This window comes from Psychrobacter sp. NG254 (assembly GCF_015277735.1).
GTDB lineage: Bacteria > Pseudomonadota > Gammaproteobacteria > Pseudomonadales > Moraxellaceae > Psychrobacter.
The window spans coordinates 133,575-153,709 of record NZ_JADHDA010000007.1; the positions used below are offsets into that span (position 1 = coordinate 133,575).

17 protein-coding genes are annotated in these 20,135 nt (G+C 43.5%); 11 read left to right on the top strand and 6 right to left on the bottom strand.

The features are described 5' to 3' along the window. Positions 1 to 36: 36 nt before the first annotated feature. From IP510_RS12640 to IP510_RS12650, 3 genes are all read left to right on the top strand, one after another. A complete protein-coding gene (locus IP510_RS12640) occupies positions 37 to 600 on the top strand; it encodes a DUF421 domain-containing protein (RefSeq protein WP_194365185.1) in 564 nt (187 codons plus the stop codon). A 463-nt stretch (positions 601 to 1,063) separates the two neighbouring features. Next, positions 1,064 to 1,813 carry an electron transfer flavoprotein subunit beta/FixA family protein gene (locus IP510_RS12645; protein ID WP_194365186.1) on the top strand — a complete coding sequence of 250 codons (750 nt, stop codon included), beginning with the start codon at positions 1,064 to 1,066 and terminating at the stop codon, positions 1,811 to 1,813. Between the two features lie 159 nt (positions 1,814 to 1,972). Then, complete coding sequence (locus IP510_RS12650; RefSeq protein WP_194365187.1) at positions 1,973 to 2,905, top strand: electron transfer flavoprotein subunit alpha/FixB family protein; 933 nt, start codon at positions 1,973 to 1,975, stop codon at positions 2,903 to 2,905. Between the two features lie 82 nt (positions 2,906 to 2,987). Here the strand turns inward: IP510_RS12650 and IP510_RS12655 are convergent, their stop codons facing one another. Together IP510_RS12655 and IP510_RS12660 are read right to left on the bottom strand one after the other, a co-directional pair. Further along, on the bottom strand, positions 2,988 to 3,782 hold the full coding sequence (locus IP510_RS12655) for a TrmH family RNA methyltransferase (protein WP_194365188.1): 795 nt from the start codon (positions 3,780 to 3,782) through the stop codon (positions 2,988 to 2,990). Positions 3,783 to 3,879: 97 nt separating this feature from the next. Next, on the bottom strand, positions 3,880 to 4,863 hold the full coding sequence (locus IP510_RS12660) for a class 1 fructose-bisphosphatase (protein WP_194365189.1): 984 nt from the start codon (positions 4,861 to 4,863) through the stop codon (positions 3,880 to 3,882). 391 nt (positions 4,864 to 5,254) lie between these two features. Between IP510_RS12660 and IP510_RS12665 the strand changes: the two genes are divergently transcribed. The 3 genes from IP510_RS12665 to IP510_RS12675 are packed head-to-tail and all read left to right on the top strand — an operon-like array spanning position 5,255 to position 8,140. Continuing rightward, on the top strand, positions 5,255 to 6,328 hold the full coding sequence (locus IP510_RS12665; RefSeq protein WP_194365190.1) for an aspartate carbamoyltransferase catalytic subunit: 1,074 nt from the start codon (positions 5,255 to 5,257) through the stop codon (positions 6,326 to 6,328). Between the two features lie 59 nt (positions 6,329 to 6,387). Next, entirely contained in the window at positions 6,388 to 7,599 is a 1,212-nt protein-coding gene (locus IP510_RS12670; protein ID WP_194365191.1) for a dihydroorotase, read from the top strand. Continuing rightward, positions 7,592 to 8,140 carry a DUF2127 domain-containing protein gene (locus tag IP510_RS12675; protein ID WP_227669759.1) on the top strand — a complete coding sequence of 183 codons (549 nt, stop codon included), beginning with the start codon at positions 7,592 to 7,594 and terminating at the stop codon, positions 8,138 to 8,140. Before IP510_RS12670 ends, IP510_RS12675 begins: the two co-directional genes overlap by 8 nt. A 77-nt stretch (positions 8,141 to 8,217) precedes the next feature. On the opposite strand, the gene IP510_RS12680 is transcribed toward IP510_RS12675, so the two are convergent. The 3 genes from IP510_RS12680 to IP510_RS12690 all read right to left on the bottom strand — a co-directional run bounded on the left by IP510_RS12680 (position 8,218) and on the right by IP510_RS12690 (position 12,949). Further along, complete coding sequence (locus IP510_RS12680) at positions 8,218 to 9,492, bottom strand: cation:proton antiporter (protein ID WP_194365193.1); 1,275 nt, start codon at positions 9,490 to 9,492, stop codon at positions 8,218 to 8,220. A gap of 150 nt (positions 9,493 to 9,642) precedes the next feature. Then, positions 9,643 to 11,283: a DUF2254 domain-containing protein gene (locus tag IP510_RS12685; RefSeq protein WP_194365194.1), complete on the bottom strand. Its 1,641-nt coding sequence runs from the start codon at positions 11,281 to 11,283 to the stop codon at positions 9,643 to 9,645. Between the two features lie 133 nt (positions 11,284 to 11,416). After that, a complete protein-coding gene (locus IP510_RS12690; protein ID WP_194365195.1) occupies positions 11,417 to 12,949 on the bottom strand; it encodes a YihY/virulence factor BrkB family protein in 1,533 nt (510 codons plus the stop codon). 428 nt (positions 12,950 to 13,377) lie between these two features. Between IP510_RS12690 and wrbA the strand changes: the two genes are divergently transcribed. Both wrbA and IP510_RS12700 read left to right on the top strand, forming a co-directional pair. Further along, positions 13,378 to 13,995: an NAD(P)H:quinone oxidoreductase gene (gene wrbA, locus IP510_RS12695; protein ID WP_194365196.1), complete on the top strand. Its 618-nt coding sequence runs from the start codon at positions 13,378 to 13,380 to the stop codon at positions 13,993 to 13,995. A gap of 140 nt (positions 13,996 to 14,135) precedes the next feature. Beyond that, entirely contained in the window at positions 14,136 to 14,585 is a 450-nt protein-coding gene (locus IP510_RS12700; protein ID WP_194365197.1) for a hypothetical protein, read from the top strand. A gap of 131 nt (positions 14,586 to 14,716) precedes the next feature. On the opposite strand, the gene IP510_RS12705 is transcribed toward IP510_RS12700, so the two are convergent. Then, a complete protein-coding gene (locus IP510_RS12705) occupies positions 14,717 to 15,472 on the bottom strand; it encodes a DUF3108 domain-containing protein (RefSeq protein WP_194365198.1) in 756 nt (251 codons plus the stop codon). A 468-nt stretch (positions 15,473 to 15,940) separates the two neighbouring features. Between IP510_RS12705 and groES the strand changes: the two genes are divergently transcribed. The 3 genes from groES (at position 15,941) to IP510_RS12720 (ending at position 19,997) form a co-directional block, all read left to right on the top strand. After that, positions 15,941 to 16,231, top strand: coding sequence for a co-chaperone GroES (gene groES / locus IP510_RS12710; RefSeq protein WP_057758860.1), 291 nt, complete (start codon positions 15,941 to 15,943; stop codon positions 16,229 to 16,231). A gap of 123 nt (positions 16,232 to 16,354) precedes the next feature. After that, the gene (gene groL / locus IP510_RS12715; protein ID WP_194365199.1) at positions 16,355 to 18,004 is read left to right on the top strand and encodes a chaperonin GroEL; all 1,650 of its coding nucleotides are present in this window, start codon (positions 16,355 to 16,357) and stop codon (positions 18,002 to 18,004) included. A 334-nt stretch (positions 18,005 to 18,338) separates the two neighbouring features. Next, entirely contained in the window at positions 18,339 to 19,997 is a 1,659-nt protein-coding gene (locus tag IP510_RS12720; RefSeq protein ID WP_194365200.1) for a hypothetical protein, read from the top strand. Positions 19,998 to 20,135: the final 138 nt, after the last annotated feature.

Below are 20,135 nucleotides of genomic sequence, written 5' to 3' on the forward strand. Positions count from 1 at the left end.
ATTCAAAAAAATAATAGTAATAGATAAGGGCTTATTATGAAATGGGAGACTTGGCTTTCAATTGATTGGCAACAAGTTATAGGCATCTCTTTGTCGGCGGTGGGATTCTATATAGGACTGATGCTCTTTACTCGGCTGATGGGTCTGCGTAGTTTTTCTAAGCTATCGAGTCATGATTTTGCCATGACAGTGGGTATCGGTAGTATATTAGCCTCGACTGTGCTGTCTGATAAACCCTCTTTGCTACAAGGATTGTGTGCTGTGGCAGTGCTGTTTTTGATTCAGGGCGTTGTCTCACTGATCAGACGTAAAGTAAAACCACTAAAAGCTCTGATAGACAATCAGGCGATTATACTGATGGCGCATGGCGAGTATTTCTCAGATAATTTAAAAGAAGCAAATCTAAGTAGGAGTGATGTTCAAGAAGTGCTGCGTAAGAACGGCATCAAAGCTAAAACTGAGGTGTTTGCAGTTATTATGGAAACGACAGGTGATATGAGTGTCATTAAGCACAACGATGTGGCACCTGACTGGTCACTTTTCGATGACATACGTGACAGTGAATTGTTAATTGATGCTAACAAGAATGGCAAGCAATAAGCCTCGGTTACTCAATCATTTTGAATAGTTAATCTCAAAGAGAGAAATAATAACAAAATACTAAGTACGTCTAGCATACAGAATGTTATAAAGGTGCAGACGCTAAAGTAAATCAATCTAAGAAAATCACAAAATTTTGGACTTATAGAAGGTTTATTATAGAGTGGTGACAAATTTATGACGCATTATTCACGGCAGTGTCTTGACCTTATGGGCCTGCTCACGCAAGATACATAGGTCTGATAATAACGGTTGGCTTAGCCTTAGCAGATTTATTATTATTTATTATCGAGAGATGCAGTGTTACTATTATTTTGATAATGGCCCATCTTTTTAATGAACAATATATTTGTTGATGTAGTAATAACCTTTAGCACAATTTTGAACGACAGTTTGAACAACGATGAACCTTTGGTTCTTAACTGATAATTTTTAATTCATAACATTAATAAACGAGGAACGTATGAAAGCATTAGTAGCGGTCAAGCGTGTCATTGATTATAACGTAAAAGTTCGTGTAAAAGCCGATAACTCTGGCGTTGACTTATCAAACACTAAAATGTCAATCAACCCTTTTGATGAGATTGCGGTAGAAGAAGCCGTTCGTCTAAAAGAAGCGGGCGTCATTGATGAAATCATTGTTGCATCAATCGGTCCTAAAGAGTCGCAAGAGCAGATCCGTGCAGCATTAGCACTGGGTGCTGACCGTGGCGTATTGGTAGTGAGTGATGAAAAACCATATCCGTTACAAGTGGCTAAGATTCTAAAAAGCATCGCTGAAACCGAAGGCACAGATATCATCTTGCTAGGTAAACAAGCGATCGATGATGACAACAACCAAACGGGCCAGATGCTAGCGGCATTGATGGGTATCGGTCAGGGCACGTTTGCATCAGAAGTGAAAGTTGAAGGCGATAAAGTAAACGTCACGCGTGAAATCGATGGCGGCCTGCAGACGGTTGCTTTGGCTCTACCAGCGGTTATCACCACTGACTTGCGTTTGAATGAACCACGTTATGCTAAATTGCCTAACATCATGAAAGCGAAGAAAAAACCACTTGATGAAAAAACGCCAGCGGATTTCGGTGTTGATATGACGTCTAAGCAAGAAATTATTAAAGTCGTGCCACCTGCTGAACGCAAAGCTGGTATTACAGTTGGGTCAGTGGATGAGTTGGTCGATAAGCTAAGAAACGAAGCAAAAGTCATCTAATTTTTAATGATTGGATACTTCGTTACGGCATATCAGGTACAGGGCTATATATCCAGCGTGTTTATTTGACATAGACCATAGGCATAGCATCGATACAATTGGCTCTGTACACAAACAACCGCATGAATAGATGATACGAATAAATAAAGGATTAAAATCATGGCAATTTTGGTATATGCAGAACATGACAATGTCAGTCTAAAAAAGGCAACCTTAAATACAATCGCTGCTGCTAAGCAAATGGGCGATGATATCCATGTATTGGTCGCAGGTAGTGGTGCTCAGGCAGTCGCTGATGAAGCAGCAAAGGCTGAAGGCGTGACGAAGGTACTGCTTGCTGACAATGCTGCTTACGAGCACCAAATGGCAGGTAACATCGCGCTATTGGTTGCAGATATCGCGGGTGACTACAGTCATATCTTAACGGCTGCGACAACCACGGGCAAAAACTTTATGCCACGTGTTGCCGCTCTGCTTGATGTGAGCATGCTGTCAGAGATCTCTGGTGTGGTAGATGCGCAAACGTTTGAGCGTCCTATCTATGCAGGTAACGCGACGGCAACTGTGAAAACCTCAGAAGCTAAAGTAGTATTGACTGTACGTACGACAGCATTTGATCCTGTTGCAAGCGAAGGCGGTTCAGCCACTGTTGAGACTCTCGACAATGTACAAGAAACTGGCAAAGCAAGCTTTGTTAGTGAAGAGATGGCTAAGTCGGATCGTCCAGAATTGACCTCAGCAAGCATCGTGGTTTCTGGTGGCCGTGCATTGGCAAATGGCGAAAACTTCACTAAGTATATTGAACCATTGGCTGACAAGCTAGGCGCTGCTGTTGGTGCATCACGTGCCGCTGTTGACGCAGGCTATGTACCAAACGATATGCAGGTTGGTCAAACGGGTAAAATCGTTGCACCAGACTTATATATTGCTGCTGGTATTTCAGGCGCGATTCAGCATTTGGCTGGTATGAAAGATTCTAAAGTGATTGTTGCTATCAACAATGACCCAGAAGCACCTATCGCGAGCGTTGCTGATTATTTCTTAGAAGCGGATTTGTTCGCAGCATTACCTGAGCTAACCAGCAAGGTTTAATATATCAGTAGTAATAGACGTACATAAAAAACCCACTATCAATTGATGGTGGGTTTTTTTTATCATAGGGTTTTGATATCAGCTAGGAGTAGTTCCGTTGACGCAAAGTCTCATATAGACATAACGACCCTGCAATCGCTACGTTTAAGCTCTCTTGACCGTTTGGCTGCGGTAAAGCGATAGGCGTTGCACACTGCATTAGCTCATCACTGACGCCTTGACCTTCGTGTCCCATAATCCAAGCCACCGGGGCAGATAAATCATGATCGTAAATCAAGGTATCGGTATGTGAGCTGGTTGCTAAAAGTGGCACTTGTACATAATCTAAAATGTCTTGTGTGCTCAGACCCTCATAGATAGTCAGCGCAAACTGTGCGCCCATACCTGCTCGTAGCGTCTTAGGAGACCAGGCTTGAGCAGTTGCACTGGTACATAGGATATTCTTTATACCAATGGCCGCTGCTGTGCGTAGTAGGGTACCGACATTGCCGCTGTCTTGTACGTCATTTAGGATCAAGCAGTCCTCATCAATCATGGATAAGCTAGGCTCAGGTACTTTAATGATTGCCATGATGTCGATGCCTGTACCCAAACTGCGGATACTCTCATAAAGTGCATCTGATAAAGTGAGAATGGGCGTGTAAGTGGGCAGGCGAGTAAGCACCTGCTGAACTTCAGCGTGACTACGTGCCGATTCAGACAATAGTATCTGGACGAATGGATAATCGCTACGAAGTGCGGCATCAATGAGATGAACGCCCTCTATGACTGTCTGACCGTGCTTTTTACGCTGGCGAGCCTGTGCGAGCAGCGCTTTTACGAGCTTGACGGTCGTATTCTTATCTGAGGTAATCAGCTCGGTGGGATTTGTTACCATGGTGAGTCACTTAGAGAAGAGAGTGGGAGTAATGTAGATGACCAGCCTAATATTGATTATTCAACATTAGGCTGATCGTACTTAATAATTATTCTAATTATTTATCAGAATAGTTAACGTGCAAATCTTTAACGTAATTGACTTCATTTTTGCTACCAAGTACCACAGGGACACGCTGATGAATGTCAGTCGGTTCGATATCTAGGATACGATTGACCGCATCGGTTGCGCCGCCACCCGCTCGCTCAATCAATAGACTCATTGGGTTGGCTTCATACATCAAGCGTAATTTGCCAGCTTTATGAGCGTATTTGGTGTCAAACGGATAAGTGAAGAGACCGCCACGGCATAAAATGCGATGGACGTCACCAACCATGGCGGCTACCCAACGGGTATTAAAGTCGCGACCACGTACACCAGTTTCACCTGCGATGAGCTCATCAATATACTGCTGCATCGGAGCACGCCAGTAGCGATAGTTTGAGCTATTGATGGCGTATTCGCTGGTATCGGCATCGATTTGGACGTTGTCTTCTATCAACACATAGTCGGACGTCTCTGGGTCTAGACTGAACATCACAACCTTGTCAGCGATAGTCAGCGCTAGTACAGTAGAGGTGCCATATAATAGATAACCAGCTGCTAGCTGTTTATTACCTGCTTGCAAATAGTCGCTGTTTTCACTGGTTTGACCTTGGCGCTCATACGGCAGAACAGAAAAAATCGTGCCCACTGCCATATTAATATCGATGTTTGATGAGCCATCTAATGGGTCAAATAACACCAATAGGCTACCATCATCATTAGCAGCGGTAGCGTCATCGAGCTCTTCTGAAGCAACACCGGCACAATGAGCATTTTTTGCCAAGGCATCTAGCAATAAATCATTGGCCAATACGTCAAGTTTCTTTTGATCTTCGCCTTGGACGTTTTGATTGCCAGCTTCGCCCAAGATATCTGCTAAAGCGCCTTTTCTAAGCAGCTGTGAAATCGTCTTGCCGACATCAGTGACAGTAGTAATCACGTCATTGAGTGCAGGAGTAGGGGCATGTTGGTTTAGATAGTCTGCTAAGGTCGTCATAAGGCTTCCTAATAAAGGGTATGGAAAGTAAAGAAACGGATAGGTGTCAAAGTAAAGAAGCATGTGGTATTCAGCACACGTGATAGCACACCTGAAATAGGTAAATTCTTAAATAGCTAATACGGCATCTTTGTCCCGACCACAAAATCAGCTACACTATATCTATTGTTATTCGTTTATAGTTTTGACAAAATCATTGGCGATAAGCGTACTGCGTGTTTGTTTACTCTGCCTGATAGGCTGCTTTTTTGGCGGGTTTGATTACGGTGAATTGTAGCAAATAAGCGTGAAAATGTCCTTGTCTCTGTGTATATCCGTGATAAATGTTCGAAAAACGATGAATAAGCGATTAATATAGACCCATATAAACCTACTATAAAGACTTGTCATTATGTCAAATTCTCTCGATAGCAGCTCTATGCATACGATTTCGCCGACTGATTATGCAAAATTTGATCCTAGTACCATTCATCAAAGGCTCAATACGTCACTCAGTCGTCCGCAGCTCAATACTGATGGTAGTATTCGCCACTTTTTGGGCGTTGAAGGTCTCAACAAGGCCCAACTACAGGCGATCATTGCAAAAGCAGAGACTTTCTTTGATGACAATGGGCAGCTGATCAATCGTCCTGAGTTAGAGGGCTATACAGTAATGAACCTGTTCTTTGAACCATCGACGCGTACGCGCACAACGTTTGAAGTGGCCGAAAAACGACTAGGGGCAAACGTACTCAATATCGATATCGAACGCTCTAGTACCAAAAAAGGCGAGAGCCTACGCGATACGCTGTGGAATCTACAGGCAATGACAGCCGATATCTTTGTGGTACGCCACTCGGCATCAGGTGCCGCGCATTTTATGGCGACAGAAGTGACGCCTGATATTGCTATCATTAATGGCGGCGATGGCTGGCATGGACACCCTACTCAAGGAATGCTCGATATGTTGACCATTCACCGTGAGGCACCGCGTTCATTTGAAGAGCTGTCTATCGCAATCGTTGGGGATATTAAGCACTCACGCGTAGCACGCTCTGATATCAGTGCATTGCAAACGCTAGGTGTGACAGACATCCGTGTTTGTGCGCCGCGCACTCTATTGCCCAAAGGCATTGAGCGTTTCGGTGTGCAGGTATATGAGAACATGGATGAGTGCGTCACTGACTGTGATGTCATCATGGGATTAAGAATACAAAATGAGCGTATCGGTTCGCCGCTATTGGCGTCATCAAGTGAATACTATAAGCATTACGGAATCACACCAGAGCGTATGGCGCTTGCCAAGCCTGATGCATTGGTTATGCACCCAGGGCCGATGAACCGCGGTGTTGAGATTGCCTCTAGCGTGGCTGATGGCGCACAATCCGTGATTTTAAAGCAGGTAAATAACGGTATTGCCATTCGAATGGCGGTCTTATCGCTTGCGATGGAAGGTCAGCGTGCTCATCAAGCGGCTGGCAAGTAACAGTCTATCGCGCGACCTTATTCTCATTTATTTCATTTTATTGATACGGTAATAACGTTATGTCTACCATGCTGAATACTGATGCACCCATTATTGACCAATTGCCAACCGCCTTTAAAAAGTCGCTGTCTCAAACCACAATAGAAAAGCTATCCACACTGGAATTGGGTCGTGAGATGTGGCTATTACCACCATTGGTTGATCTATGTGCACGCTTGCGTGAGCCAGGCCAACAGCAACACGGCACGCTAAAATCAGAAGGCAGTGCTGCGCGTGGTAATGGGTTCTTACATGTGGTGACGCCACCTGATACCAACCCTATCTTAGAAAATGGCTCCCTCTTAAAAGGGCTTCGTGAGCGAGCCTTGGAAGATGGCGGTATCTACTTACATATTTTGGGCGCATTGACTGCGGGGCTAGAGGGCGAACGGCCGTCTAATATCGCAGGTCTTAAAAAAGGTGGCTGTATCGCGGTATCTAATGCGCGTAGACCTTTTCGTAATGACCTAGTGCTCCTACGTACATTAGAGTATGCAGCGACGTTTAGTATGAAGGTATTCTTTTATCCTGATGAGGCCAGTCTGTCTGGAGATGGGGTGGCACATGAGGGCTACATTGCGTCTTATCATGGCTTGCAAGGGATTCCTTGGATTGCAGAAACAGTCGCTTTATCTACGCAGCTACTGATGGTTGAAGAGACTGGTATTGCGGCTCACTTTAGTCAGCTATCATGTAAGTCATCTATCGAGCTTATGCGCTGGGCAAAAGACAAAGGTCTGCCAGTCACTTGTGATGTGGCGATGCATCAGCTGTACTTAACCGATGATAACTTAGAAGGCTTCAATGCTCAGGCTTATGTATTGCCACCACTGCGTAGTAATACGGACCAGCAAGCCATTCGCCGCGGACTAAAAGACGGCACTATCGATGCAATTTGTAGTCATCATGAGCCACTAAACAGTACGGCCAAAAAAGCGCCGTTTGCTGAAAGTACGCCAGGTATATCAAACTTTGATACGTTTATGGCGCTGGCATGTCAGCTAGTGAATGATGATGTCTTAACACTCGCGCAACTGGTAGATAAAATCTGTCTCAACCCTGCCAAAATTGCCGGTATTAGTGAGCAGTATGAAGCCATCGGTGGTGCAGTATTGGTCGACCCTAATCTTGAATGGCAAGTGACGGCACAATCAATGCTTTCAAACGGTAAGAATACACCGTTTTTCAATCAGCAGTTGCAAGGACGTGTTGTGGAGACATTCTTTGGCTAATTTGCCCCGACAGGATGACCATTTGCCGCCATCCTTGAGTGATAAAAGGGGTGTTGAGAGTAGTCAACAAGCCAAACCGCCCAGCACAGCCAGCGAATCTATCAAAGCAGTGGCCATTTATGAGGTAGTCAAAGGTGTTGGTGCGTTATTGGGAGCAGGGGCATTATGGTGGTGGCATACCAATCTTGAGCATTGGCTGACGACGGCAACGGTCACTTGGCAGCGCAGCTTTGGTCATCTGCTCGCACCGCAAATCGACAGTGCTGTACGTATTGCTCAGCAGGCAAGCAAAAACTGGCCGATGTTCTTATTACTGATATTTGCTTATGCCAGTTTGCGCTTTCTCGAAGCTTATGGCTTGTGGCATGACAAAACATGGGCATATTGGTTCGGGGTGCTAGGATACGGGGTATTTATTCCTATAGAGATTTACTATTTAATCGTTAGCCCTTTTGATTGGTTTAAGCTTGGGATACTGGTCTCTAACCTGCTCATTATTATCGTGGTCTATCGTAATATGAAACAAAAAGGCTTGATATAGCATTGAAACTTAAGTTAAAAAAGCCAGCATAAGGTAATTATCTTATGCTGGCTTTTTTTACCTGTTATATTTGCAGCTTATACCTCTACTGTTTTTTCATCTTTACGAATGCTTTTGGCCACTTTACCAACGCTGAGGCCTTGTACCAAGATAGAGAAAATCACCACCGCATAAGTGAGTGCCAATAATATATCGCGCTCAGTGCCCATAGGTAATTGCAATACTAGGGCAACGGAGATACCACCACGTAGTCCACCCCAGGTCAGCACTTTCCAAGCACCGGTGGGCAAATCCAATTGACGATGAAAGGTCTTAGTCGTCATGCCTACCACGATGAATCGAGCAACCAAAGCTATCAGAATGGTTAAACCTGCTGCGATAAATAAATTGCCTGAATAAGCAATCATAACGACTTCTAGACCAATGAGTACAAACAAGATGGCATTTAGAATCTCATCAATCAATTCCCAAAACAAATCAATGTAGTGACGTGTTTTATCACTCATTGCCAGCGCTCGGCCTCGATTACCAACCATTAGGCCCATCATGACCATGGCAAGTGGGCCAGACAGATGCCAGTGACTAGCCAGCGCATAGCCACCGATGACGCCTGCTAATGTCAACAGCACCTCTTCTTGATAGCTATCGATGCTTTTGAGCATGTAATACAAAATTGCCCCGAGTACCAAGCCAAAGACAATGCCGCCACCAGCCTCGACTGCCAATGTATGTGCAACATAATTGGCAGTTGGGATATCGCCGCTCGATAAAATACCAAGTAGCAGCACAAAAATAACCACGCCAATACCGTCATTAAATAATGATTCACCTGCGATGACAGTCTCGATACTCTTTGGCGCACCGGCTGATGAGAGAATGCCCATCACAGCAATGGGATCAGTCGGCGATATCAGAGCACCGAATAACAGGCACCACAGAAAGGGTAAACCGAAACCCAGTAGTGGCAACATAAAGTAAATTGCGGTGGCAATCAGCATCGCCGACACGATAGTGCCGATACCAGCCAAAATACCGATAGGCAATTTATAGCGCCTCAGATCACTAATATTGACATGTAGTGCTCCAGCAAACAGCAACATGGATAGCATGCCATCTAATAACACTTCGGTAAAATCAAGCTGCTCCAATAAGCTGACTTCGTAATCAATCAGTTGATCAAAGCCCAAGAAGCCCAAAAATATCGCGCCGATAGACAGTAAAATAGAGATGACCATCACGCCAATGGTGGTGGGTAAGCCGATAAAACGGTGATTGACATAGGTCAGTAGGGCAGTGATCGATAAAAATATGGCGCTGATTTCAAGGATGGTCAGGCTGGTTGCGGGTGCCATAAAGTAGGTCTCGTATAAAAATAAAAAGTATTCTAAGTACAAGGCTCATAAAAACTAGCGTTGTTGATGTGGATTGATAGCGGCTTTATTCATAATCAATAGCATGTTTGAATATCTAACATGCCCTTATACTAGCAACTGAGTATTGTATTAGCTGGACTGCGTTTGTAATGCCTGACGAATATCAGCTGCAAACTCACTGATATAATCAAAGTGTTTGTGCTGCGCATCATCATCAAGAATAAATTGCTTAGCCTGCTCACACATAGCGGTTAAATCTGTGATGAGTTCTGGATAGCTCAGATTATCCTCTCCCGCCCGTTGAATCAGATTTAGCTCATGCAATAGCGTTTGCTGTTGTGCCTGATTGACCCGTGCATAATTCAAATTGACCATAGCCTGACAGAGCGCTTTTAGTACCATCAAATCTGCTGCTGCATAACGACGTATTTCACCGATTGATACGTCAATAAAGTCAGATATTGTAGGCGTATGGGTAACCAATGCCAGTATCGCTAGGCGCTGAGGCTCGATCATATCATTGGTGAAAGTATTATCTGACTGCGATATATGAACATCTGGCTGCGGTATATAAAAATGATAAGCGCTTGGTGGCTGTCGACGCATCATGATACTCAAGCAGCTGGTCAATGATTGCACACAGTTGACGGCGGTCTTTGGATCATTGATACCAGGGGACAATGCTCGTACGGCAATCTCAGTCATTTGACCTAAACTGTAGGCAATGTCATTAGAATGCGCCAGTCGTTGCTCGAGTCGCACGCAGCCTGTAAAGCGCTGCCAAAACAAGCCGTCAGGTGCTCGCGGTATCACTGCCAAATGCGGTGTGGCTGTTTTTTGTTGATTATTAGGGTGGTCGACTGGTCGCTGATAAAAATAACCAATGACATTTTTGTCAGTGACATACTCACCCAAATTAACATGCATTTGTACCACACCGCCATAATCCTGAGACAGTGTGATCAAGGACTCAAGATATATTTGCTGCAAATAACCAGTTTGCGGGGAATAGATAGGCGTGGCAGACCAGCGATGAAACTGATCAATATCATGGTGCTCAGTGTCGCGCTGATGCTGAATATCGCATCGATCGTCGTACCAGTAATCGATATTGAGAATGGCATCGTTACTGGCGTTTTGGATGACGTGAGACGCTTGAATGGCATGTACCATATGCTGTACAAAGTACACCAATAAGAGGGCACAAATAATCGCCATAATGATGGCAAAGGTGACAGCTAATTGTGGCACACCAAAAGACACATCATATTTATGAATGGATTTTAATACCAGTAAACTATAACTAAAGGTACCGATAAAAGCACCCAATACGAACTGATTTGGTGTGTCAGTCAAAAAATTGCGCAATAACCGAGGGCCAAACTGTGACGAGGCCATAGACAGCACTGCAATCGTAATCGAAAATGTCGTGCCAGCCACACCCAATACAGCACCAGCAATGGCAGTCATGATGGCGCGTGCTGCATCATCATCACCAGTGAAAGCAAAGGAGATCTCTCGCACCGTCTCGCGATCAAAGTGCTGATCAATAGTCACCAGTAAAGGCGCCAGTAAAATACCAACAATCACACAAGCGGTTGGAATAAACCAGTAAGAACCGATCAGCCATTGCCATAAGTTCCTAAGGCGGTCAGGCAAGTCAGTTAATGTCTGTATCGACCACAGCTGAGTCAACTGCTTTAGCTTCGCTTGGCTGGCATGAATCGTACTTTCCCAGACACTTTTTTTATTGTTTTTATTTATGGCCATCAGTTTTAAGGTCTCCAAAAACAGTTTTTTATGACTTGTTTATTCATTTACCTTAAACAGGCTCTCACATATCAAAACGTCATTATCTTGGTCAATTTGCTTCAAATCATACACCTCAACTCAGATAAGTCACTTAAGAGGCTGTAGGGTTGTCTGCTTCTGTAATGATTGCGTTTTTATGAGTACGTCTGGTCGTATCCGACTCGCTAGGTTGCTCAGCAGATCCTATTGGAATAATGGCTTCGTTTTGATGATCATCGTAGTCAACGTCGCTGTCTTTATCATAAGCCATTGGATCTAAATGTGCGGATGACTCAAGATTGGCATCACCTCTTGTCAACGAGGCATCTGTTGCAGCCTTTGTCTTTCTAAAAAATTTGGCATCATCATGTTTACCAGATGATTTTTTGCGCGGTTCGCTGTTGGCAAAAATAGCGCTCAATGGCAGATGCAGCTGCTGCTTAGCATAGGCTTCAGTATGCTCAAAACGATCTATCAATAAGCTAAGCCAAGGTTTTTGGTCTTCTGGCTTCATCTCATCGAGCTCATCCTTGATCGGTAACGGATAAGGCAGGGTGCGATAAAAATCCCATAACGTCATTGCGTTCAGATCTTTTTTGAGCACATAGTCATTATCTTCTGTCATGGTAATGAGATTGCTGTCTTGTAGGTAATTGATATAGGTATACCACTTTGGTAGCTCTTTTCGTCCTAGTACGCTGCGCAGCGCCTGCTCGCTGACCGCTTCGCCTGTTAAGTGGTGGGTATAAACCAAGTTCAGCATATCGAGTAAGCTAAGTAATGGGTGGCGAGGGTAGACCTCTTTTGTCTCAAAAATCGTCAAGGTATAGCTGATTTCAACGCCCAGTAAAATCAGATTCCATGACAGGTAAATCCATAACAAGAATATCGGTAGAGCAGCAAAAGCGCCGTAAATGGCTTCATAGCTGGTAAAGTTGGCCATGACTGTACCAAACAGATGCTTCATCAATTCAAAAACCACAGCCACAAACACGCCTGCGATGACAGCATTCTTTGCAGGGACGCGCGCTTTAGGGATAAACCAATACATACCGATGAAACCTGCCATGGTGATACCAATCGATACCATCTGTACCCAAAAACCCCAATCAATGCCATAACCTGCGATTTGTCGATTGAGAAAACTCAGGCTCTGCACGGCACTTGAGGCGATAAAGGCAGTACCTAATACCAAAGGTCCCAAGGTTACAATAGTCCAATAACGCAGCATGCTTTTAAGACCACCTGAGCGGTCTTCTACCCGCCAGATTTGGTTAAAGGCACGCTCAATAGTGGTCAATGTCATGATGGTCGTGAGGAATAAAATCATGGCACCGATGATAGTCAGGTTGGAAGACTTTTCGGCAAAACTGTTGATGTACTCACTGACCTGCATACTCGATTGCGGCAATAGATTGCTATAGATCACTTCATAGATCTGTGCCCTAACCAACGCGAGTGCTGGTACGGAGGACAGGATCATCAGTAGTACCGTCAATACAGGTACGATTGATAACATAGTAGTGTAGGTCAGAGATGCGGCTTTTTGCTGGCAATTATCCTCAAAAAAATGCCGAGTCAAAAACCGTAAGAACTGAAACCAACGTTGTTGTAAAAACGGGAGTTTTTGTGATAATTTTTCCATGTCGACCATTTAGCAAGAGTAGTAGTGACAATAGTGTAACAAACATGAGACGTTATCATCTGCGGTTTAATTGTGTCAAAATGCACAAAAAGCAGTATCAGATCAAGGCCCTCGATACCATATAAGCTCCGATACAATATAGTTGATTCAATTTAAAAGTAGTACAAGGCAACCGAGTGTAGAGGTATATTAAATACTTTAAGCGAGGTTAATGCAGTCACACTTTTATAGTGGAGTGACTCTATAAGCTAAATTATGAACCACATAAGTCATGTTATAAACTAAGGTTATTTGCATGTCAGTGAATGACTCGGGCATAATGTGCACATGTTCTACAATGCCAGTTATACGTTATGTTGTAGCAGTATTAGATTGTAGATGACTGCTATTAATTACCACGTGAACGACTTTATGAGGAAGTGTTGCTAATGAGTCAGACCGCCCCTTATGTTTTGGTGCTTTATTATTCTAATTACGGTACGACGAAGACATTGGCATATGCTATCGCTCAAGGTATTGAAGATGCTGGTATGACCGCTCGTATCCGCACTGTACCGACAGTTGCGCCCGAAACCACTGCCCACAAGCCTGCGATACCTGATGAGGGTGACTTGTACTGTACGATGGATGATCTAAAAGACTGTAGCGGTCTGGCGCTTGGCAGCCCAACGCACTTTGGGAATATGGCAGCGCCTATGAAGTACTTTTGGGATAATACCGTCACGCTATGGCTAGCAGGAAACTTGCAGAACAAACCAGCCTCGGTATTTACGGCGACGGGCTCCATGCATGGCGGTCAAGAAACGACTTTACTGACCATGATGTTGCCGTTGATGCATCACGGTATGGTCATCGTGGGTGTGCCCTATGCAGAGCCAGCGCTCAATCGTACTCATCGTGGCGGTACGCCTTATGGTGCCAGTCATGTTAGTGGGGCATCTCATGATCAGCCAATATCTGCTGACGAGCGTGAGCTAGGGATTGCACAGGGTCGTCGTTTGGCAATTGCTGCTACTGCATTAGCGCAAGCAAACTGGGGTCGATAAGCAATTTTTATAAACCTGCTACCTAGCATTGTCTAGGTCTCAAAGTCTATGATTGAATACTTATAACCACTTGATTATAAGCACTCACTAACTATTTATATTCAGCAGTATATTATTCATTTAGGAAATTAAAATATCTAATGGCCACAAACCGCTCCAATAGTAAGCTCCCTAAAGGCATTAAGCCGATTGCACCTGTTGCGCAGCGCTTGATGGTCACTTGGTTGATTTGGCTAGTGTATAGACTGCTTGGACTACCTATTTTTATCAGTGTCTTTAACCCAAGTAGCCCTGACATTATTGGCGGTATCGCTTGGCAAGCATTATGGCTAGTCCCAGCATTTATTTTGACGCCATGGATATTACGTGGACGCTCACCCTATGCATTATTGATAAGCAGTATGTTTACCCTTGTATATTTGGGGGCGAGTGGTGTGGTGCTGTTTACTCGTATATATGGCAGTAGCTGGGCCGAAATAACCGTATATTTAACGGATTTCTTACTATTACTTGCCATCAACGTTTGGTTGTTTATTTTGCTCAAACGCCTGCCTTCGATGAACAACGTGGTCAAACAGCCTCGTCGTTAAATAGTTAAACTAATAGCTTGAGCAATCTGTTTCTTATCAAGTCGTACCTATAGTTTTAATACCATAAAAAAGCGGCGCTCGATTTAGAGCACCGCTTTTTTGTTTAATAATACCAATTAAAAACAATTGGATTAGTTGATCTTAGTCAATTCTAGATCCATTTTCTTACCATCATTAATTTGACTGACTTTCACTGGTAGATAGTCTAAGCTCGGCGCCAACCAAAAGCTGGTAGAGCGGCTATCGTCATCATGGACACGGTCAACACGTACGGTATCAAAAGTGCCCGCTGGTACGGTAATTTTGGTGCTGCCAGACTTTTTGAAGGGGGTCTTTTCAATTTTGTCTTTCTTCGCCATGTAATAATTACCAGAGAATTTACCGTTCAGCAGGTCTTGGCGAATTTGCACTTCAAGACTCAAATCGTCAAAGGCCTGTTGCGACATAGTCATAGTCGTCGACTTACCCTTATAGTTACTGGTAACTATCTTACTACTTGGATTAAAGTCAAGTTTGAGGGTACGGCCAATGCCCAATAGTTTATACGTCGTACTGGCTTGGGTCGGACTGACATTATTGCCATTGATGGTAAAGGTGCTGTTTTGTGAGGCACTCGCCACGCCTGCTACTCGAGCACTGACATTGTATTTCCAAGTATTACCAGATTTGCTGAGTGCACGAGTCGCAGTTCCTTTGTATTTATCCTCAACCGTAAAGCTATAATTGGCGGTTGATGGTTGAACGGTCTTAGCGCTGGCGATGGTAGGGGCGGTCATACTCAATGCTCCAATGGCAGCAATACTAGCGCCTGAAGTTAAGGCGGTCAAAAACTTAGACTTACTGCGTTTTGTGTTATTAGAATTTTTATTCGATGATAAAAAACTCATAGATGTTCCTTAAGTAATATAGTGTTGGCATATCAGATGCTATTGACCACTATTATTGTGTTTACAATCACCATAATGGTCATAATTGGTTACATTTTCAAGCGTGTTTGCTGTCTATGGTGTGTTGCTCTTGTAGTCAATGTTGCTACAAAAACGCTCCAGATAAGAATAAATAATAGGCAATTGGTATAACGATGTGAAATCGCGATAGCAGTAGGCGGCTATCTGAGATAATTCTTGTAAATTTTTGGGCTTTACACTTGAAGCCAGTCCCTCTTGCCCCCACTTTTTGTTACAAGCTCAAAGCGTATCTTTGACTGGCTACTATTAAATGGTAGCGCTTATAGATACTGGTATTGAGACTATTAATTCAAATAAACCCTTAATTCAAATAAACCCTTAATTCAAATAAACCCTTAATTCAAATAAACCCTTAATTCAAACAACCCATTTTTTGGAGTCATATCGATGAACATTCGTCCTTTACATGACCGTATTGTCGTCCGCCGTATAGAAGAAGAAACAAAAACTGCTGGTGGTATCTTGCTTCCTGGTTCAGCTCAAGAAAAGCCATCACAAGGTGAAGTGCTTGCAGTGGGTAACGGTCAGGTTCGTGACAACGGCGAAACCCGCGCGTTAGATGTAAAAGCTGGCGACAAAGTATTGTTCGGTCAATATGCTGGTCAAACTGTCAAGGTTGACGGCGAAGAACTATTGATTATGAAAGAATCTGACGTATTGGGTGTGCTAGAAGGCTAGTCCTTTTGAGTATAATTTTATACTCAGCACATCTTAATCACAGTTTTTGATAACCGCTTTTGATAAGCAAATATCAAATCATTCAATTGCATTCTCATACTTATAATAGTGGAGTAATTTAACATGGCAAAAGACGTAAAATTCGGCATAGATGCCCGTAAACAAATGATGGACGGCGTAAACGTTCTAGCAAATGCAGTACGTGTCACCCTAGGCCCTAAAGGTCGTAACGTTGTTATTGATAAATCATTTGGCGCGCCTACCATCACTAAAGATGGTGTATCGGTTGCCAAAGAAATCGAGCTTGAAAACAAATTTGAAAACATGGGTGCACAGTTGGTCCGTGAAGTTGCTAGCCGTACAAATGATGTCGCTGGTGATGGTACTACTACTGCAACTGTATTGGCTCAGTCAATCTTGCAAGAAGGCATGAAGTCAGTGGCTGCTGGCATGAACCCAATGGATCTAAAACGCGGTATCGACAAAGCGGTACGTGCTGCTGTTGAGCAAATCCATTTGTTATCAACGCCAGCTGATGATTCAAAAGCCATTGCCCAAGTTGGTTCTATCTCTGCTAACTCAGACACCAAAATTGGTGAGTTGATTGCTCAAGCGATGGAAAGAGTCGGTAAGCAAGGCGTTATCACGGTTGAAGAAGGTTCAAGCTTCGAAGATACCCTAGAAGTAGTAGAAGGTATGCAGTTTGACCGTGGTTATATCAGCCCGTATTTTGCTAACAAACAAGATAGCCTAACGGCTGAATTTGAAAACCCATATATCTTGCTAGTTGACAAAAAAATCAGCAACATCCGCGAAATCGTGCCATTACTTGAGCAAGTCATGCAGCAAAGCAAACCATTGCTTATCATCGCTGAAGACGTAGAGAACGAAGCATTGGCAACTCTAGTTGTAAATAACATGCGTGGCGGCTTGAAAACTTGTGCAGTTAAAGCACCAGGTTTTGGTGATCGTCGTAAAGCAATGTTAGAAGACATCGCAACCCTAACTGGCGGTACGGTTATCTCTGAAGAGATTGGTCTGAGCTTAGAGACTGCTACTCTAGAGCAACTTGGTACTGCTAAGAAAGTGACTGTTGGTAAAGAAAACACGGTAATCGTTGATGGCGCTGGTAACAAAGCTGATATCGAAAACCGCGTTGAATCTATTAACCGTCAGATCGAAGAGTCTACTTCTGACTATGACAAAGAAAAGCTACAAGAGCGTGTTGCAAAACTTGCTGGCGGCGTAGCAGTTATCAAAGTCGGCGCAGCGACCGAAACTGAAATGAAAGAGAAGAAAGATCGTGTTGACGATGCGCTACATGCAACTCGTGCAGCGGTTGAAGAAGGCGTTGTACCTGGCGGCGGTGTTGCACTAGTACGTGCGATGAATGCATTGTCTGAACTAACAGGCGACAACGATGACCAAAACGCGGGTATCAATATCCTACGTCGTGCGATGGAAGCCCCATTACGTCAAATCGTGACCAACGCTGGTGAAGAAGCCTCAGTTGTGGTCAACGAAGTGAAAAGTGGCAGTGGTAACTATGGTTACAATGCAGCTTCTGGTGAATACGGTGATATGCTAGAGATGGGTATCCTTGATCCTGCTAAAGTAGCACGTTCAGCACTAGAAAACGCTGCATCTGTTGCAGGCCTAATGCTCACGACCGAAGTCATGATTACTGATTTACCACAAGGTGATGACGGTATGGCTGGAATGGGCGGCGGCGCTGGAATGGGCGGTATGGGTGGAATGGGCGGCATGATGTAATTTTACTCCTACTGCAAAGTGATTTCTCTTTGTCGGATACGCTCAATGTACGATAGGTACTATTTTCGCTCATCTTCCTCGACAAATCACTTTTCGTAAGAAGTATGACCAACGTCATAAAGTTCGTTTAACCACTAAAGCTCTGCTATCGAAAGATAGCAGAGCTTTTTTGTATCTAATCTCTAAGAATTTCAATACTCACGGTGCAAGTGAGATCAAAGAAGTCGACCTCATATTACCAAAGGCATTGAATATATAAAGTTTTTTATATATGGTACTATTTGAATGTATTCAATGGACTGATACTTTATCAAAGGAAAATTGAGCACCTGCTATGGCTGAACAGCCACAAACTTTTGCGCAATTCAAGGTGATGATGATGAAAAAAATTAGGCTTGGGATTCTCGTCGAAGAGGAAACGTTGGCATGGTATAAGTTCAGACCATTAAAATCTCTCGTCGATGAAGGCAAGGTTGAGGTTTGTATTGCTGTACAACGAGATAAAAAACAAGCATCTAACCTGTCTCGGCTATCCAAAGCCATTCCTTCCATCAATCAAAAGCTATTTTCTTTGCTTTCTCGAAATAAGAGTAATACCAAGCGTTACTCTATCCATGACTTAGTGGCTGATGGCGATATGCCTGTCATAACATCAGTGGCACATCAGGATAAGATTTATGATGAGATTGAGGATTCAGTAATTGAGAAGCTTGAAGCTGCCAATCTAGATTATCTGGTAAAATTCGGCTTTCGAACCTTGGCAGGAAGGATTTTGAGTGTTTCAAAAAAAGGTATTCTTTTATTCCGTTATGGCGATGAAACCACACAAAGAAATGGATCTGTATTGTACTGGCAGTTTGCCGAACAATGGGAAAATAGCGTAGTCACGCTACACTTGTTAAATGAGCATCTTAATGTAGATAAAGTGGTTGGGAGAGGTTACGGCTCTTTATTTTATTGGGACTATAATTTAACCGAGCATAAAATAAATGGTGTCGCGGCATCCATACTATATTGGTATTTTCATAAAAATAAAGTCGGTGTTGAACGTGCAGATTTTACGCATTCAATCAATGACCGCCCAAGCTATGAGGCGGTGCAACAGCGAACAGCCGTAAAGCACTTGGCGAGTTTTTTGAAAAACTATACGATAAAGACGTTCTATAAGAGTTTTTATCTGAATCAGTGGAGCATATTTATTGGTCATATTGATCAATCGATACAGACCTATACAGAAATACTGCCTGAAAAAGGATGTTTTTGGGCTGACCCTTTTTACATTGAACACGACTCAAAGCGCTACATATTTTTTGAGAGCTTAAATTACAAAGAAAATATCGGCCGTATAGAGTGGGTGGAGCTCAACGAGAGCGATCAAGTGATTAACTCGGGCCCAGTAGACTTAGGTATTCGCTCTCATCTAAGTTTTCCGAATGTATTTAAACATAACAATACTATATACATGATTCCAGAAGCCGCAGAGACTAAGTGTATTAACCTATTTAAAGCAAAAGAGTTTCCTCAGAAGTGGGAAAAGGTCAATGAATTGGTTTCAGGAGTCTCAGCAGCAGATAGTGCCGTTATCGAACACGATGGACTGTGGTATCTGTTTACGACGCATGGTTCGATTTCAACGCTTACCATGGATTTAGAGTTGCATATTTATACATCTGATACATTGGAGTCCGACGATTGGATAATTCACCCTTGTTCACCCTTGAAGATTGATGTACGTGGATCACGATTAGCCGGGGCATTATTCCGAAAAAATGGCCAGCTGTTTCGTACGGCTCAGGATGGTACTATCAGATATGGGCGCAGAGTTGCTTTATATCTGGTAGAAGAGTTGACGCCGACCTCCTATCAAGAAACCTTTGTGCGTTATATCGAACCCAATTGGGAGGCTAATATTGATCGCCTCCACACCTATAATGTCTATGATCAGACGGTCGTCTTGGATGTCTCAAGAGATGAATTACGCTTTAGAGTCTAGGGCATGTTTTCAACTCACTCGCTAGCCATCTCAATGGTCTAAGAATGGCTAAATCTTGCCAAACATCGTCAACTAGTTGGTTAATATTCCGATATTAGATGCAATCGTTGTTTGATAATAAGAAGCGTAATACCAGTG

Excerpts from the sequence above, each read along its gene's own strand:
- IP510_RS12640 (WP_194365185.1), top strand. The coding sequence starts at position 37 with ATGAAATGGGAGACTTGGCTTTCAATTGATTGGCAACAAGTTATAGGC.
- IP510_RS12645 (WP_194365186.1), top strand. The coding sequence starts at position 1,064 with ATGAAAGCATTAGTAGCGGTCAAGCGTGTCATTGATTATAACGTAAAA.
- IP510_RS12650 (WP_194365187.1), top strand. The coding sequence starts at position 1,973 with ATGGCAATTTTGGTATATGCAGAACATGACAATGTCAGTCTAAAAAAG.
- IP510_RS12655 (WP_194365188.1), bottom strand. The coding sequence starts at position 3,782 with ATGGTAACAAATCCCACCGAGCTGATTACCTCAGATAAGAATACGACC.
- IP510_RS12660 (WP_194365189.1), bottom strand. The coding sequence starts at position 4,863 with ATGACGACCTTAGCAGACTATCTAAACCAACATGCCCCTACTCCTGCA.
- IP510_RS12665 (WP_194365190.1), top strand. The coding sequence starts at position 5,255 with ATGTCAAATTCTCTCGATAGCAGCTCTATGCATACGATTTCGCCGACT.
- IP510_RS12670 (WP_194365191.1), top strand. The coding sequence starts at position 6,388 with ATGTCTACCATGCTGAATACTGATGCACCCATTATTGACCAATTGCCA.
- IP510_RS12680 (WP_194365193.1), bottom strand. The coding sequence starts at position 9,492 with ATGGCACCCGCAACCAGCCTGACCATCCTTGAAATCAGCGCCATATTT.
- IP510_RS12685 (WP_194365194.1), bottom strand. The coding sequence starts at position 11,283 with ATGGCCATAAATAAAAACAATAAAAAAAGTGTCTGGGAAAGTACGATT.
- IP510_RS12690 (WP_194365195.1), bottom strand. The coding sequence starts at position 12,949 with ATGGAAAAATTATCACAAAAACTCCCGTTTTTACAACAACGTTGGTTT.
- wrbA (WP_194365196.1), top strand. The coding sequence starts at position 13,378 with ATGAGTCAGACCGCCCCTTATGTTTTGGTGCTTTATTATTCTAATTAC.
- IP510_RS12700 (WP_194365197.1), top strand. The coding sequence starts at position 14,136 with ATGGCCACAAACCGCTCCAATAGTAAGCTCCCTAAAGGCATTAAGCCG.
- IP510_RS12705 (WP_194365198.1), bottom strand. The coding sequence starts at position 15,472 with ATGAGTTTTTTATCATCGAATAAAAATTCTAATAACACAAAACGCAGT.
- groES (WP_057758860.1), top strand. The coding sequence starts at position 15,941 with ATGAACATTCGTCCTTTACATGACCGTATTGTCGTCCGCCGTATAGAA.
- groL (WP_194365199.1), top strand. The coding sequence starts at position 16,355 with ATGGCAAAAGACGTAAAATTCGGCATAGATGCCCGTAAACAAATGATG.
- IP510_RS12720 (WP_194365200.1), top strand. The coding sequence starts at position 18,339 with ATGGCTGAACAGCCACAAACTTTTGCGCAATTCAAGGTGATGATGATG.